Origin of the sequence: Vibrio sp. 1F169 (assembly GCF_041439605.1) — a bacterium.
Taxonomy (GTDB): Bacteria; Pseudomonadota; Gammaproteobacteria; order Enterobacterales; family Vibrionaceae; genus Vibrio; species Vibrio tasmaniensis_A.
Map to the genome: position 1 here is coordinate 76,393 of NZ_JBGOOI010000005.1, position 15,696 is coordinate 92,088.

Sequence of the window (15,696 nt, forward strand, 5' to 3'; positions counted from 1 at the left end):
AGCTGAACCCTTCGGGCAGCGTTTGCTGGCCATTTCTACTACGTTATCGGCTTCTCATGTAGGCTAGCTACACATCGGCGCCTCAGCCTTGTATAAATACCCAGCAACTCGCTGCAAAAATCAGCTCGAAAGATCAACACGCCCTAGCTTTTTATTTTATTTTCCAGTGCTTAAACGGTGTCACAACGGCAGTGGAATTGCTGTGACACCGATTGAACTTCAGTCTAAGTAGACCAAAGTATTAGTCCGAATCTGAGCCTGAGTCGTGGCCGATTAATCTAGCCCTACCAGAGAATCACGAGTTAAGTCTTTGATTGTCTTGGCGCCAGTTAGAGTCATCGCAACGCGCATCTCTTTATCGTAAAGATCGAGCAGGTTCTCAACACCTGCTTGTCCTTGCGCTGCTAACGCGTAGACGAAAGAGCGACCAAGCAAGGTGCAGTCTGCGCCCATCGCCATCATGCGAACTACATCTAAGCCAGTACGAATGCCAGAGTCGACCAGAATCTTGGTGTCGCCTTTTACCGCGTCTGCAATCGCAGGCAGTGCTTTAGCACTTGATAGAACACCATCAAGCTGACGACCACCGTGGTTTGAAACCACGATACCGTCTGCGCCAAATCTCACGGCGTCTTTTGCATCTTCTTCATCAAGAATGCCTTTGATGACCATCGGGCCATCCCAGAAATCACGGATCCACTCTAGGTCTTTCCATGAAATCGACGGGTCGAAGTTGTCACCCAACCAACCGATGTAGTCTTCCAGTTTGGTTGGAGAACCTCGGTAAGTAGAGATATTGCCAAGATCGTGTGGTTTACCCAATAGGCCAACATCAACGGCCCAACTAGGATGACGCATAGATTGAAATACACGACGAATTGCTGCATTTGGGCCGCTCATTCCTGAGTGCATGTCACGGTAGCGAGCACCAGGTACAGGCATATCCACCGTGAAGACCAGTGTTGTCACGCCTGCCGCTTTGGCACGTTCCAATACGTTCTTCATGAAGCCACGATCTTTTAGCACGTAAAGTTGGAACCACATTGGGCGATCAATCTTAGGTGCGACTTCTTCAATCGGGCATACCGATACGGTCGACATAGTAAAAGGGATACCTTTGTTGTCGGCGGCTTTTGCTGCTTGTACTTCACCACGTCGTGCGTACATACCTGTTAAACCAACAGGAGCTAGTGCGATTGGCATTGCTAGCTTTTCGCCAAACAACTCGGTTTCCAAATTTAGGTCCGACATGTCATTGAGGACACGCTGCTTGAGCGCGATCTCTGCAAGATCGGCCGTGTTGCGGCGTAGGGTATGTTCTCCGTAAGAACCGCCGTCAATGTAGTGGAAAAGAAACGGTGGTAATTTCGCTTTTGCTGCGGCGCGGTAATCAGTCGATGCGGATATGATCATAATTTCAGTCCTAAATTCTTGGGATGTTGCCCTTCTATGAGAGCTTGGCTTGGGCTGCTTTAATTCTTGAAAAAGTAAGTGTTTGTTGTTTCTTAAACAGTGAAACAGATAAGCAATAAAATGGCGTTAATACCCGGGGGTGTTGATGTGTTTTAGTATCCATTCCGAAACTCATCAACTGTCTTATTAGACGGTGTTGCAGTCGGGGAATTGAGTATTAACGCCAAGTGCTTTTGTACCGACTTATGGTTTACATAAGTGCGTCTGTCATTTTGAAGCCGTAGATAACCACTAGGCCGATGATTCCTGTCATCACCAAGTAGTAGAACGTTGGGATGATTGTCTTACGTAGTGTTGCGCCTTCGCGTCCTAGCAAGCCTACGGTCGCCGATGCGGCTACCACGTTGTGAATTGCAATCATGTTACCTGCTGCAGCACCAACGGCTTGCAGAGCAACAACCACAGCACTAGAGATAGATAGAGTTTGTGCTACTTCGAATTGGAACTGGCTGAACATCATGTTTGAAACGGTGTTCGAACCTGCAATGAAGGCACCTAACGCACCCACCGTTGCACTCAACGCTGGGAATGCGCTGCCGACTAGGTCAGCTGCAAAATTGGCCGTGGTTACTGGCATACTTGCTAAATCAGCGCCGTTCACGCCAGAGTTAATGAAGATACGAACCATTGGGATGGTGAACACCAACACAAAGCCTGCGCCAATCAGAGTCTTGCTCGACTCACCAAAAGCTTTAGCCAGTGGTGTTGCACTGCGTGATTGCATTAGAACCGCAACCAGTGCGACGAAGACCAAGATACCGCCAGGTAGATACAGAGGTTGAATCGCTGTGCTTACGCCGGTCTCGCCAAGGATGTTGCTGAATGAAAGGCTAACGCTCTTAAGTAGGCCTTTGAACTCAGGGCTCACACGGCTAGCAACGAGAGTGACAGCGAGCAGCACGTAAGGTGCCCATGCCATCGCCATGCTCATTTTCTTATGACCTTGCTTACTGTTTGAATGAGTGTCATCTAGATCGATCTTCAAAGAACCTAGCCATTCTGCTGGCCACTTGTCTTCGCTCTCAAAATCCCATTTTGATTTAGGTACTAGGAAGCCACGTTTTGCTGCTGTTACAACAATAGCAAGGCCAACCAAACCACCAATCAGTGATGGGAACTCAGCACCGAGGAAAACACCCGTTAGTGCGTAAGGAATGGTGAAAGCGGCACCTGCGAACAGTGCGAATGGCAGGATATCAAGACCTTCAGTCCAGCTTTTGTTCTTACCGAAGAAGCGAGTCAGCATCATTGCCATCAATACAGGAATCATCACACCAACGCAGGCGTGGATGATCGCAACACTTGATGTGATCTGTTGTAGGTAAGCATCCCATGTTGAACCATTGGCAATCAGGCTTTCACCGATGTTGTGCGTATCCAAACCTTTGTTTACGCCAACAATGATAGGTGTACCAACTGCGCCAAACGATACCGGCGTAGATTGAATCATCATGCCCATCAGTACCGCAGCTAACGCTGGGAAGCCAATTGCAACCAATAACGGAGCGGCGATTGCAGCGGGTGTGCCGAAGCCAGACGCACCTTCAATGAATGAACCAAAACACCAAGCAATGATGATCGCTTGTACACGACGGTCTGCTGATATGTCAGTAAATCCGTTGCGGATGGTGGTGATAGCTCCGGTGTGTTTCAAAGTGTTTAATAAGAAGATGGCGCCAAACACAATCCAGAGAACCGACACGGTAATGCCGAAGCCTTGGAATACTGAAGCCAGCACGCGAGTGCTAGACATATCCCATGCGAATAGGGCGATAGCAACGGTTAATGCAAATGCCACGGGCATCGCTTTTTTTGCAGGCCAGTTAAGGCCAACCAGCAGAATCGCTGCAACAACTATTGGCGAAAAGGCCAATAATGCTAGTAGAGTTTCACTCATGGGTACTTCCTCGTACTTGTTTTCAAACGTTCATGTTTGAAGTGAATAACACGTCATTAGTTTTGTAGGTGTAATCTGAATCTCATGGATTCAATTGTTGTAATTAGAGTCGCTTTATTTGTAACCGATGTGATTGCAAAAGCTGTTTTTGTAATTGTTTTGTTAATTTGGCGTGAATTTACCCCTTTATTTTTTATTGATATAGGGAAATAATGAAAATAATTAATTCCAAAATTGGCATAATCAAATGCGAGCAGACGATTTGATCCTGTTTTCACAGGTAGTAGAGCTGGGCAGTTTTAGTAAGGTGGCAGAGCAAAATAACCTTACAAATTCGGTAGTTAGTAAGAGAATTGCGCGTTTGGAAGAAGAGATTGGCGTGCAGCTGTTATATCGAACCACGCGTAAATTGACCCTGACCGAGGCGGGTAAGGCAATGTTACACGGAGCCAAAAATGTGAAGCAGGCGGCTCAAGAGGCTATGGACGCAGTTTCAGGCTTTGGTGAAAATGTCAGTGGTCATATCAAAATGTCAGTGCCTACTATCTCCGGAGATTTGATTCTCGCAGACGCTGTTGCCGAGTTTTGTAATATGCACCCAGGTTTAACGGTCGATATGTCTCTTAACAATCGATTTGTTGATTTGGTTGAGGATGGTCTCGACTTGGTCATTCGAACCGGCTACTTGGAAGACTCAAGCCTTATTGCTCGTCATATATTGGATTCACAATGGGTGGTGTGTGCCTCGCCATCTTATATCGCTAAGAACGGTAAGCCGATGCAGCCCAAGGATTTGGTTGAGCACAATTGCTTGCAATACGCTTATCAAACGACAGGCGCCAGTGAGTGGCAGTTCTTACACAGTAAGGATGGCTGTACCGACAACGACAAATACATCGTACGCGTCTCTGGCTCTTTCTCTACCGATAACGCGACGGCATTACGAAAAGCCGCTTTGGGCGGTCATGGTGTGGCGTACGTGCCACGTTGTCTGGTGTATCACGATATTCGCAACGGCCAGCTGGTGGACATCTTCCCTGATTTAGTCGGTAAAAAGCTGGGTATTTATGCGGTGTACCCTTTCACTCGTCAGCCACCGAACAAGATTAAGTTATTGATTGAACACATCAGAACGCGTTATCTGACGATTTCACATTATTTTTAATAAGGATCACGATGAGCTATTTAAAAGAGTATCAATATCCAGTCACCAACAAACAGATCGTCAGCGATGACTATTTTGGTCAGATAGTCGAAGACCCATATCGCTGGTTAGAAGACGACAGAAGTGACGAAACCGCGCAGTGGGTGGCGAGCCAGAATGAAGTGACGTTTGATTACCTCGCTCAAATCCCGTATCGCGCAGAACTGCGAGAGCGATTAGCGAAAGCGCAAGACTACAAAAAGAGCTCGCAGCCGTTTGTGCGAGGTGATTACACCTATTTCTATAAGAACGACGGCCTGCAGAATCACAGCATTCTTTATCGTCAGAAAGAAGGCCTGCAGGTTGAAGTGTTCCTAGATCCGAATACCTTCTCGGAAGATGGCACCACATCACTGGGCTCGGTGTCGTTTTCGAAAGATTACAGCCTAGTGGCATACAGTATTTCAGAGGGTGGTAGCGACTGGCGTAAGATCTTTGTGATTGATACTGAGACTAAGCAGCAGCTTGAAGCCGAAATCACAGACGCTAAATTTACCGGTATTTCTTGGTTGGGTAATCGCGGCTTTTATTACTCTAGCTACGACAAGCCCGACGGCAGCCAGCTTTCAGCACGTACCGAACAGCACAAACTTTACTTCCATGAATTGGGTACAGAGCAAGCTAGCGACAAGGTAATTTTTGGTGAGAGCAACGCTGAACAACACCGTTATGTGTCGGGCTACACCACTGAAGACGACCGTTACTTGATCATTCTAGGGCGAGAGTCGACATCGGGTAATAGACTGTTCTATATCGATTTAAATTCACCAGAACAAAAGCTGAATACGCTGATTGATCATGTGGATAGCGACACTTATCTCATCGATAACCAAGATGAGACCTTCATTCTATATACGAATCTTGATGCGCCTAATGGCAAGGTGGTGAGCTTTGATACTCGCGATGGGAAATGGCTCGAAATCATCCCTGAAAAGCCACAGCCATTGGATATCAGCACGGGTGGTGGCTACTTGTTTGCTCACTACATGGTGGATGTAGTGTCTAAGATTCAGCAGTTGGATTACCAAGGTAACCTAGTTCGTGACATTCATTTGCCTGGGCTGGGAACGGCCAGTGGTTTAGGTGGAAAAAACGAGCAAACTCAGCTTTATTACACCTTTACCAACTATGTTACGCCGCCAACGATTTTCTCTTTCGATGTCGAATCAGGCAATTCTGAAATCTACCAACGCTCTGAGTCTCCGTTTGAATCGGATCAATTTGAGTCTAAACAAGTCTTCTATACCTCGAAGGATGGCACCAAGGTTCCGATGCTTATTTCTTATAAAAAGGGATTAGTGTTAGACGGCAATAATCCAACCATGTTGTACGCCTATGGTGGCTTTAACGTTAGCCTAACGCCTTCTTTCTCGGGCATGGTTGGCAGTTGGCTAGAACTGGGTGGTGTGTATGCAGTGCCGAACTTACGTGGTGGTGGCGAATACGGTAAGGCGTGGCACAAAGCTGGTACACAACAACAAAAACAGAATGTATTTGATGACTTCATTGCTGCTGCAGAGTTCTTAATCGCAGAAAACTACACCAGTAGCGATAAGTTGGCGATTCGCGGCGGTTCTAACGGAGGCTTGCTGGTAGGCGCTTGTATGACACAAAGGCCAGAGCTGTTCCAAGTGGCTCTGCCTGCGGTTGGGGTGTTGGACATGTTGCGTTACCACACATTCACGTCTGGCGAAGGCTGGGCGTACGACTATGGCACATCCGCGCAAAACAAAGAGATGTTCGAATATCTGCTTGGTTATTCTCCGGTTCATAATGTGGTGCGCGGCACGGATTATCCAGCAACTCTGGTGACGACTGCCGATCACGATGACCGCGTGGTACCTGCTCACTCATATAAATTCATTGCAGAGCTGCAAGATAAGCATGAAGGTGGCGCGCCTGTGATGATTCGTATTGATGTTAATGCAGGGCATGGGGCAGGTATGCCGCTGAGTAAAGCTATCGATCTCACTGCTGATATCTACGCATTTACCCTGTTCAATATGGGAATAGAGTCCCTAGATTCAATTTAAAAAATAATTAATTTTAGATAGCTGGGTATTTGAATTACCCCCAAAAGCCTCAAAATCGGCCTTAGATTTTGAGGCTTTTCATATTTACGAAAATCAATCAAAATTTCACCATATTTTCCTCGCTCCACCACACTCTTTTCCGTGATAGACCCCGCCATTACTGATGAAATGAAAGCGATTTCAAGCTGTATTATTACGGGTTTTTACGTCTCTCTATCTGATTATAAATAAATAACCATATCTGGTGATAACTCTAAAAGTTTCATGGTATTTAGGCGGGTTTATCAGTGTGAACAGCAACTAACTTTTCAACGCTTTCATTGCTTAATATTTCCCTGTTCGATGAAAACTCAAAAAAATAATAGGGAATTACAATGCAAAAATTTAAGCTTTTGCCAATAACGGTCGCAGTGGCGGCTTCGCTTGCTTCACTCTCTTCTTTTGCTGCTGATACTAATATCGAAGCACTAGAAAAACGAATTCAAGAGTTAGAATCTAAGGTTGTTGATATTAATTATGTTAACGATCAACAACCCGCGGTTTTAACTGCAGAAACTAAGGTGCCAGATGGCATCGTCTTCTCTGGTTATGCTCGTTACGGCGCTCACTACAAGAGCGGTGATGAGCGTTACGTAGACATCGGTACAACAGGTCGTTCTGTCGGTCGTTTGGGTAACGAAGCTAATGGTGGTGAGGTTCAGCTAGCTAAGCTTTTCGAAGCTGACAATGGTGCGATTTGGGACGTCGTATTCATGGCTGACCACTGGGAAGCTGACGCTTGGGCTGATGACGGCGGCTTGAGCATGAAAAAAATGTACGCTGGTGTAACTAATGTATTTGAAAGCCAACCAGAACTTTACATGTGGGCTGGTCGCGACTTCCACCAACGTCCGCAACAAGGTTTGAATGATTACTTCTGGATGACACACGATGGTCAAGGCGCTGGTTTTAACAACCTAGATTTCGGTGGCGCTAAGCTAGATATGGGCTTTGTCGGTCAAGTGAAAGGCGGCCTCGTAAATGACAATGGTCGATACGCAATTACTTCTAAACTTCATTCAATTAACGCGGGTATCGGTCAACTGGACTTGTATGCGAACTACGGTTTTGCTTCAGATGAAGCGGATACAGCGAGTTCAACTAAATATGTGATCGACCAAAAAACAGGTCAAACGAAAAAAGTGGTAACAGCTGGTACTAAAGTGAGCGATGAAACGGCATACCTAGTAGGTGCAACTCTTGGTTTAGGAGATTCCAACAAGTTAGTCGTTAAGTATGGTGATGGTGCAGATTCATCGGTATTTGAGTTGAAAGGCGACTATAAAACTTTTTACGCAAGCATTGAAGGTAACTACGCAGCATCGGATAAATTCATCATTGATTACCTAGTGTCGTATAAAGATAACTCTGGTGCAGACTTAGCTCGCGATAACACTGAGTATGCGGGTATCGTTCGTCCACAGTACCAATGGGATGACGTTCATTCTACATGGTTAGAAGCTGGTTACGGCATGGTTGATTACGATGACGACGGCGAAGAAAACGCGTGGAAGGTAACTTTATCTCAAAACGTTTCTCTCGGTGGCTTACCTTGGAGTCGTCCAATGCTTCGCTTTTACACAACCGTGGGTGATGTCGAAACTAAAGGCAACACTGTGAACACAACCAATGTTGATACATTGTCGTTCGGCGCAATGTTTGAAGCTTGGTGGTAATCACAAGCTAGAAAGAGTAGCTCTTTGAACTAGGCATATTTTCAAAGAGCGATGCTTTAAAATATCCATGCTTATTAAGAGTATACGTTGAAATACCTATGCTTTTAAAGAGTAAGTAATACTGTCCATTTAGCCCTAAAGGCAGATTGATTAGGGCACGTTAAATAACTCCATTCTTGGGCACATTTTATGTGCCCTTTTTTTCGTCTTGAATACCTGTTCTATCATTTGGTATGGCCTCTTCACTTATTCTCCATACCGTCTTCAATACCCCGTTTCATATTATTTTAATTTATCTCGCACACGTTGATTTACCCTTGTTAATTGTAATGGCTAAGTCGCATCGTAGCCCTTGCATATCAATAGGCTAGATAGGAGGAATACTAGACATCAATTGTATTGGATACGCCGATAGTTATGTTGAAACCCCTTCACTGAACTATAACTTTTAACAAAACTGACTAACTATGGATTCATGATTTCATGAAATAGTTTCATGGCGTGAAGTGAATCTGTAAGCGCTTTCATGATTTCCACAACTGGCCTTTTTACCTCCAACTTTAGTGTGATGACACTCACTTCAACTAAAACGTAATTTCTTAATAATCGTTTTGTAAGCGGTTACAAGCTAATGAAGTATCGAGGTTCGAGTGGCGACAATTAAACACGTATCAGAACATGCAGGTGTGTCTCAGGCGACAGTGTCTAGGGTTATTAATGGCACTAGCAGAGTCAGTCATGACAAGAAATTAAAGGTTGAAAAAGCGATCAAAGAATTGGGTTATCGCCCGAACTCTATCGCTCAAGCTTTGGCGTCAAGTCGTACCGGTAGTGTGGGCGTTGTTGTTCCAGAACTTGGCGGTTCTTTCTATTCAGGCATTTTGCATTGCATAGAAGAAAACCTACGCCGCTTTGGTTACCACGCTGTGGTTACAGCGGGTTCGAACACCGAGCAAGGGCAGCGAGAGTCGGTGGAGTTTCTGTTGGGGCGTCGTGTTGATGCTTTGATTCTTCATACTCAACTGCTCAGCGATGATTATTTAATTGAATTGGAAGAACAGGGGACCCCTGTGGTTTTAATTAACCGCTTCATCCCAGAAATGGCGATGAGTTGCATTGATATTGATAACGAAGTCGGGGGGCTACTCGCTACTCAATATCTTTTGCAAAAGGGACATACAGATATCGCGTGTATTACCGGGCCTTTAGATAAAGCAGATGCTAGGGGGCGTTTGCAGGGGTATCGAAAGGCCTTGGAAGAAGCGGGTGTGCCATACGATGAAGCATTAGTCTCGGAAGCGGGCTTTACTGAAGAGACGGGCATCAGCGCTATGAAAAAGCTGATGAATCGTAAGTGTCATTTCACAGCAGTATTTGCTTCGAATGATCACATGGCATTCGGTGCCTTTGAGGTGCTGCATCAAGAGGGGCTGTCTGTTCCGAAAGATGTATCACTGGTGGGCTTCGATAACACCATCTTCGCGCGCTATCTTACCCCTAGTTTGACCACCATTAATTTCCCTATTGAAGAGATGAGCGTTGAAGCAGTACAGCTCACTCTACAGAAGCTAAAAAAAATAAAACATGACGTGAACTTTAAATTGCTGCCGACGTTGGTCACTAGAAACTCGGTATCGGATTTACCAGTTACCCTATAAAAATATTAAGGATAGAACATGAAATTTAAGACCTTAGCGCTTTCATGCGCGGTTGCTTTAGGATTAGGTACAACAGCTGCAAATGCAGCAGACAAAGAAATTCGTTTCGACGGTTTCCCTGATTTCGATAGCAGCCTGAAGGTATTACTGCCTGATTTCGAAAAGGAAACGGGTATCAAAGTTGATTACCTTATGAACAACCACGGTGACCACCACACGAAACTCACAACGAACCTTGCAACGGGTTCTGGTGCCGGTGATGTGATTGTTGTCGACGTTGAGAAAATTGGTCCATTTGTTGGATCTGGCGGCCTAGTTAACCTGTCTGAAAACTACGGTGCAGATAAATACGAAGAACGATTCGCACCTTACGCATGGGCACAAGGTAAAGGCGCTGACGGCGACATGTACGGCATTCCTGTCGACTTAGGTCCAGGTGTTATGTACTACCGTACCGACGTATTCGAAAAAGCAGGCATTGATGTAGAAGAAGCAATCAAAGATTGGGATTCATACATTGCTGCTGGTGAAAAACTGAAAGAGCAAAACGTACAACTTATCGCTTCGGCAGCCGACGTGGCACAAGCGATTATCTTCACGACCGTTCCTGAAGGTGAAGGTCTGTACTTCGATAAAGATGGCAACCCAGTGGTGACATCAGAGCGTTTTGTTCACGCTTTTGAAGTAGCAAAAGAAATTCGCGACAAAGGCTTAGACGGCCGCATTCTAGCTTGGTCTAACGAATGGTACGAAGGCTTCCGCAACGGCACATTTGCAACTCAACTTTCTGGCGCTTGGCTTCTTGGTCACCTAAACAACTGGATTGCTCCTGAAACTAAAGGTAAGTGGGCAGTAGAAAACCTACCTGATGGTATCTACGGCAGCTGGGGCGGTTCATTCCTTTCAATTCCAACTCAATCAGACAATCCAGATGAAGCTTGGGCGCTTATTGAATACATGACGACTGACCGTGAAGTACAGCTTAAGCACTTCGAAACGATTGCCGCTTTCCCTGCGAACATCACCACGTATGACGATGAGCTTTTCCAAGAAGAGATGGAGTTCCTCGGTGGACAAAAAGCCCGTCTTCTTTTTGCTGAAGTGGCGCAAAACATCAAACCGGTCTCTCCAGCACAAGGCGACCACGTTGCACGTTCTATTATCTTAGAGAACGCATTGATGGAAGTACTTGATGAAGGTAAGGACATCAAGACTGCGCTTAAAGAGGCAGAGCGTCTAATCAAGCGTCGCACGCGTAATCTTTAATTTGTTTTTACTTTAAGTAAGTGAGGAAGCGTGGATAACGCGCTTCCTTTTTAAGAGGTCGTTACTATGAATCATACAGCGAGCACAACGATAGAACCTGCGGACAAAAGCCTTTTTTCTCGTCTAAATTTGAAAGCGCTTACACCGTATGGATTTCTTCTGCCGTTTCTGATCATTTTTTCTGTATTTGGGATCTTCCCGCTGTTGTTCTCTGTTTACCTGTCGTTCCACGAGTGGAACCCGGTAAGAGGCATGGATGCGATGGAGTTCGTTGGTTTTGAGAACTATCACATTGCTTTAACGGACCCATGGCTATGGCGTTCATTGAAGAACACGCTTTGGCTAGCGATCACTTCAGGCGTGGCTCAGCACTTAGTCGCTATTCCAGTGGCTTACATGTTGGTTTCAATGGGTGACCGTATGCGTCACTGGCTAACATCGGCGTATTTTCTACCGTTCATTACATCAACGGTCGCAGCGTCACTGATTTTCTTCAATATGTACTCTCCTAACTCAGGAATTATTAACCAAACGCTAATGGCACTAGCCGATAGCACGCTGTTTGGTTGGGCATTCGCTTGGGTTAACGATTTTCAACCCATCCGTTGGTTAGACGATGCCACTATGGTGAAGCCGTCTATCGCAATCATGGTTTTCTGGAAATACACCGGTTTTAACATCGTCCTTTACACCACAGGTTTAATGACGATTCCTAAAGACATCTTAGAAGCTGCACGTATGGATGGTGCCAATGCCTTCCGCCGCTTCTGGAACATTTCACTACCAATGATTCGTCCATTCATCTTCTTTGCTATCACGATGACCATCATCGGTAACCTGCAAATGTTTGAAGAACCGTTCGTATTAACACGTGGTACAGGCGGTACTGGCCAATCTGGTTTAACTATCTCGATGTACCTCTACAAAGTGGGTTGGGAATGGCTAGAAATGGGCACAGCATCTGCTATCTCGTGGTTACTGTTTGCACTCATCGCGACTTGTACATTGGTTCAATTTTTACTCTTCGGTAAGAAAGGCTTAGGGGAACATTAAGATGTCGACATCAATTAAGACAAATACCTCACCACTAAGTGGACTGAAACCAAGCGAACGCAGCATGTTCATTCTGACTAAGATCTTGATGGTCATGCTAGGCATCTTACTGGTTGTTTCAGCGCTGATTACAGTCTTTCCATTTGTATGGTCGGCACTGCTATCAACGCGTGACCGTTCTGAAATTTTCGGCACGGGCATTAGCTTTGCGATTGGCGATAGCCTGGCGATTAACTACGCCAAGTTGCTTGAAATCATGCCGTTTTGGAAAGCGATGTTTAACTCGATTTACGTGGCTTTCTTAGGTACCACCATCTCGCTGCTGTTTTGTAGCATGGGTGGCTACGCGTTTGCTGTGTTTAAGTTTCGCGGTAAGAACGTGTTGTTCGGCATGTTGGTTGGCTCAATGGCGATTCCGCCTGTGCTTAGCTTGATCCCTTACTTCATGATCGTGAAATTTTTAGGCTTGTTGGATAACCACATGGCGGTATGGCTACCGTTCACCACCACACCATTTGGTATCTTCTTGATGCGTCAGCACGTGATTGCATCGATTCCAAAAGAGCTACTTGAAGCTGCGAAATTGGATGGTGCAGGTGAGTTCAGAACGTACTGGAGTGTGGTATTGCCACTGATGAAGCCTGCCTTAGCAACACTGGCTATCGTTCAGTTCGTTTTCTTCTGGAACATGTTTATGCAGCCTCTCGTGGTGCTAAACAACCCAGATAACTATGTTATTACGCAAGCACTTCGAAGTGTTCAAGGTATTCCGAATACGCCATGGGGCGCGGTAATGCTAGGTACAACAATTTCTATTTTACCGCTCGTGATTACTTACCTGTTCGCATCGAAACAGATGATCAGTGGTTTAACGTCCGGCGCAGTCAAAGGTTAGGTTTAAGGGTTATAACAATGAATAAATATCAACTTCCAAGTGATTCAAAGTTACGCAGTAAGGAATTTGTATTCGGTGTCGCGACATCTTCATACCAAATTGAAGGCGGCGTTGAAGAGGGCGGTCGTACACCGTCAATCTGGGACACTTTCTGCAAGACGCCGGGCAAGGTCGATAACGGCGACAATGGTGATGTGGCGTGTGACCACTACCACTTATGGAAACAAGATATCGAGATGATTCAAGGCTTAGGCGTTGATGCTTACCGTCTCTCTATTGCATGGCCGCGCATCCTGCCGCAAGACGGTGTGGTGAATCAACAAGGCCTGGAGTTTTACGGTCAGATCATCGACGAGTGTCATGCTCGTGGCATGAAAGTGTATGTGACTTTGTACCACTGGGATCTTCCGCAATACCTTGAAGATAAAGGCGGTTGGCTAAACCGTGAAACGTCTTACAAATTCGCAGAATACGCAGAAGTGGTGAGTAAGTACTTTGGCGATAACATTGACGTGTACACCACGCTCAATGAACCGTTTGTGTCTGCATTCCTAGGCTACCGTTGGGGCGAACACGCGCCAGGTATCAAGGGTGAGAAAGAAGGCTACCTAGCATCTCACCACCTAATGCTGGCACACGGTTTGGCAATGCCGATCCTTCGTAACAATGCGCCTCATGCTAAGCATGGCGTGGTATTCAACGCGACGCCAGCTTACCCGCTGACGCCACAAGACCAAGCGGCAGCAGATTACTGCGAAGCCGAGAACTACCACTGGTTCATCGACCCAGTATTGAAAGGCGAGTACCCGCAGTTAGTGGTTGAGCGCCAAGCGATGAACATGCCGATGATCCTTGAAGGTGACTTAGACATCATCAGCGCACCGGTTGATTACATCGGTATCAACTACTACACACGCAATGTCGCTCGCTTCAATGAGAATGGCGACATTGAATCAGTAAAACAGACTGACGCAGAACACACTTACATCGGCTGGGAAATTAACCCACAAGGTTTAACCGATTTATTGGTAAGACTGGATGCTCGCTACGAAAACATGCCGCCTATCTACATCACAGAGAACGGTGCTGCAGGCAACGACGAGCGTGTTAACGGACAAGTGATGGATGACCAACGTGTTCGTTATTTCCAAGGTCACATCGAAGCGGTTCACAACGCGGTTGAAGCGGGTGTGAAAGTCGACGGTTACTTCGCTTGGAGTCTGATGGATAACTTTGAGTGGGCATTCGGCTACTGCCAGCGTTTTGGCATTGTCCATGTTGACTACACCACCCAAGAAAGAACATTGAAACAGAGCGCAATTGCGTACCGAAATATGCTGCTAGAGCGTGCTGAGGAGAACAGATAATGGCTAAAGTAGAATTTAAGAACATCAAAAAATCATTCGGTGATGTTGAAGTCGTCAAAGAGTTTGATTTTACGGTTGAAGACGGTGAGTTCGTGGTTTTCCTTGGCCCATCTGGCTGTGGTAAATCGACAACGCTACGCATGCTAGCTGGCCTTGAAAGCATCAGTTCTGGTGACATCGTCGTTGGCGGCAAGTTGATGAATAAAGTCGACGCGAAAGACCGTGACTTGGCGATGGTATTCCAAAGTTACGCTCTGTACCCGCACATGACGGTTTACGAGAACATCGCGTTTGCTCTGAAACTGAAAGGCATGCCAAAAGCTGAAATCGACGTAGAAGTGCTAAAAGCGGCGAAAATGCTGGAGCTTGACCCACTACTGAATCGTAAGCCGAAAGAGCTTTCTGGTGGTCAACGTCAGCGTGTGGCAATGGGCCGTGCGATGGTTCGTACGCCTAAGGTTTTCTTGTTTGATGAGCCGCTATCTAACCTAGATGCAAAACTTCGTGGCGTGATGCGTGAAGAGATCAAACATCTACACCGTGAACTAAAAACCACCACGATCTACGTAACCCACGATCAGATCGAAGCGATGACACTGGCAGATCGCATCGTGATCCTGAAAGACGGCTATGTTGCTCAAGTTGGTACACCAACCGAGGTGTTCCAGCGTCCTGCAAACAAGTTTGTCGCGCAATTCATTGGTAACCCGTCAATGAACATGTTGGAAGCAAAACTGATTGAAAAAGAAGGCGAGTACTTCGTTGAAATTGGTGATGTTCATATCCCACTGCCTGAGCGTTTTAAGTCTCTGGCGTCTAAGAACCTAGCGCTGCATTTTGGTGTTCGTCCAACGGACATTCACCTACGTGCCGAGCAAGTTGACCATGACCGCGTGCTGCCATTCCCTGTGAGAATCAAAGACAAGGAATTACTGGGCGCAAGCATTCTTCTGAAAACAGAAATTGGCGGTCAACCGCTGATGGTTGAAACCCAAGCGGCTGAAGTGGATGTAAAAGATCTGACGCTTTACTTGGATTTGGATGCTTTCCACTTGTTCGATGCTCTGAGTGAGAACTCTCTAGCGAGCTAGCCAATCAATTTAAATCAGTCATTGAGCTGACACCAACCAACTTA

At 46.0% G+C, this 15,696-nt stretch carries 12 protein-coding genes; 10 read left to right on the top strand and 2 right to left on the bottom strand.

Going from position 1 to position 15,696, the window contains the following annotated elements; genetic code table 11:
* Positions 1 to 273: 273 nt before the first annotated feature.
* Positions 274 to 1,413: an FMN-dependent L-lactate dehydrogenase LldD gene (gene lldD / locus ACED53_RS03615; protein WP_017100899.1), complete on the bottom strand. Its 1,140-nt coding sequence runs from the start codon at positions 1,411 to 1,413 to the stop codon at positions 274 to 276.
* A gap of 250 nt (positions 1,414 to 1,663) precedes the next feature.
* Positions 1,664 to 3,370: an L-lactate permease gene (locus ACED53_RS03620; RefSeq protein ID WP_017100898.1), complete on the bottom strand. Its 1,707-nt coding sequence runs from the start codon at positions 3,368 to 3,370 to the stop codon at positions 1,664 to 1,666.
* 84 nt (positions 3,371 to 3,454) lie between these two features.
* Here ACED53_RS03620 and ACED53_RS03625 point away from each other — a divergent pair, with 84 nt between their 5' ends.
* From ACED53_RS03625 to ACED53_RS03670, 10 genes are all read left to right on the top strand, one after another.
* Positions 3,455 to 3,583 carry a hypothetical protein gene (locus ACED53_RS03625; protein WP_261879047.1) on the top strand — a complete coding sequence of 43 codons (129 nt, stop codon included), beginning with the start codon at positions 3,455 to 3,457 and terminating at the stop codon, positions 3,581 to 3,583.
* Between the two features lie 34 nt (positions 3,584 to 3,617).
* Positions 3,618 to 4,535 (top strand): LysR family transcriptional regulator, encoded by a 918-nt coding sequence (locus tag ACED53_RS03630; protein ID WP_009846145.1) that lies wholly within the window; start codon positions 3,618 to 3,620, stop codon positions 4,533 to 4,535.
* An 11-nt stretch (positions 4,536 to 4,546) separates the two neighbouring features.
* Entirely contained in the window at positions 4,547 to 6,607 is a 2,061-nt protein-coding gene (locus ACED53_RS03635; protein ID WP_017100897.1) for a prolyl oligopeptidase family protein, read from the top strand.
* A 374-nt stretch (positions 6,608 to 6,981) separates the two neighbouring features.
* The gene (locus tag ACED53_RS03640) at positions 6,982 to 8,322 is read left to right on the top strand and encodes a carbohydrate porin (RefSeq protein WP_017100895.1); all 1,341 of its coding nucleotides are present in this window, start codon (positions 6,982 to 6,984) and stop codon (positions 8,320 to 8,322) included.
* A gap of 650 nt (positions 8,323 to 8,972) precedes the next feature.
* Positions 8,973 to 9,980, top strand: a complete 1,008-nt coding sequence (locus ACED53_RS03645; protein WP_017097774.1) for a LacI family DNA-binding transcriptional regulator — start codon at positions 8,973 to 8,975, stop codon at positions 9,978 to 9,980.
* Positions 9,981 to 9,998: 18 nt separating this feature from the next.
* A complete protein-coding gene (locus ACED53_RS03650; protein WP_017083012.1) occupies positions 9,999 to 11,246 on the top strand; it encodes an ABC transporter substrate-binding protein in 1,248 nt (415 codons plus the stop codon).
* 66 nt (positions 11,247 to 11,312) lie between these two features.
* Positions 11,313 to 12,299: a carbohydrate ABC transporter permease gene (locus ACED53_RS03655; protein ID WP_009846152.1), complete on the top strand. Its 987-nt coding sequence runs from the start codon at positions 11,313 to 11,315 to the stop codon at positions 12,297 to 12,299.
* Between the two features lies 1 nt (position 12,300).
* The gene (locus ACED53_RS03660; protein WP_017100894.1) at positions 12,301 to 13,194 is read left to right on the top strand and encodes a carbohydrate ABC transporter permease; all 894 of its coding nucleotides are present in this window, start codon (positions 12,301 to 12,303) and stop codon (positions 13,192 to 13,194) included.
* A 17-nt stretch (positions 13,195 to 13,211) separates the two neighbouring features.
* Complete coding sequence (locus tag ACED53_RS03665; RefSeq protein ID WP_029225479.1) at positions 13,212 to 14,561, top strand: GH1 family beta-glucosidase; 1,350 nt, start codon at positions 13,212 to 13,214, stop codon at positions 14,559 to 14,561.
* Positions 14,561 to 15,652, top strand: a complete 1,092-nt coding sequence (locus tag ACED53_RS03670) for an ABC transporter ATP-binding protein (protein WP_017083014.1) — start codon at positions 14,561 to 14,563, stop codon at positions 15,650 to 15,652. The genes ACED53_RS03665 and ACED53_RS03670 overlap by 1 nt, the downstream gene beginning before the upstream one ends.
* Positions 15,653 to 15,696 lie beyond the last annotated feature (44 nt).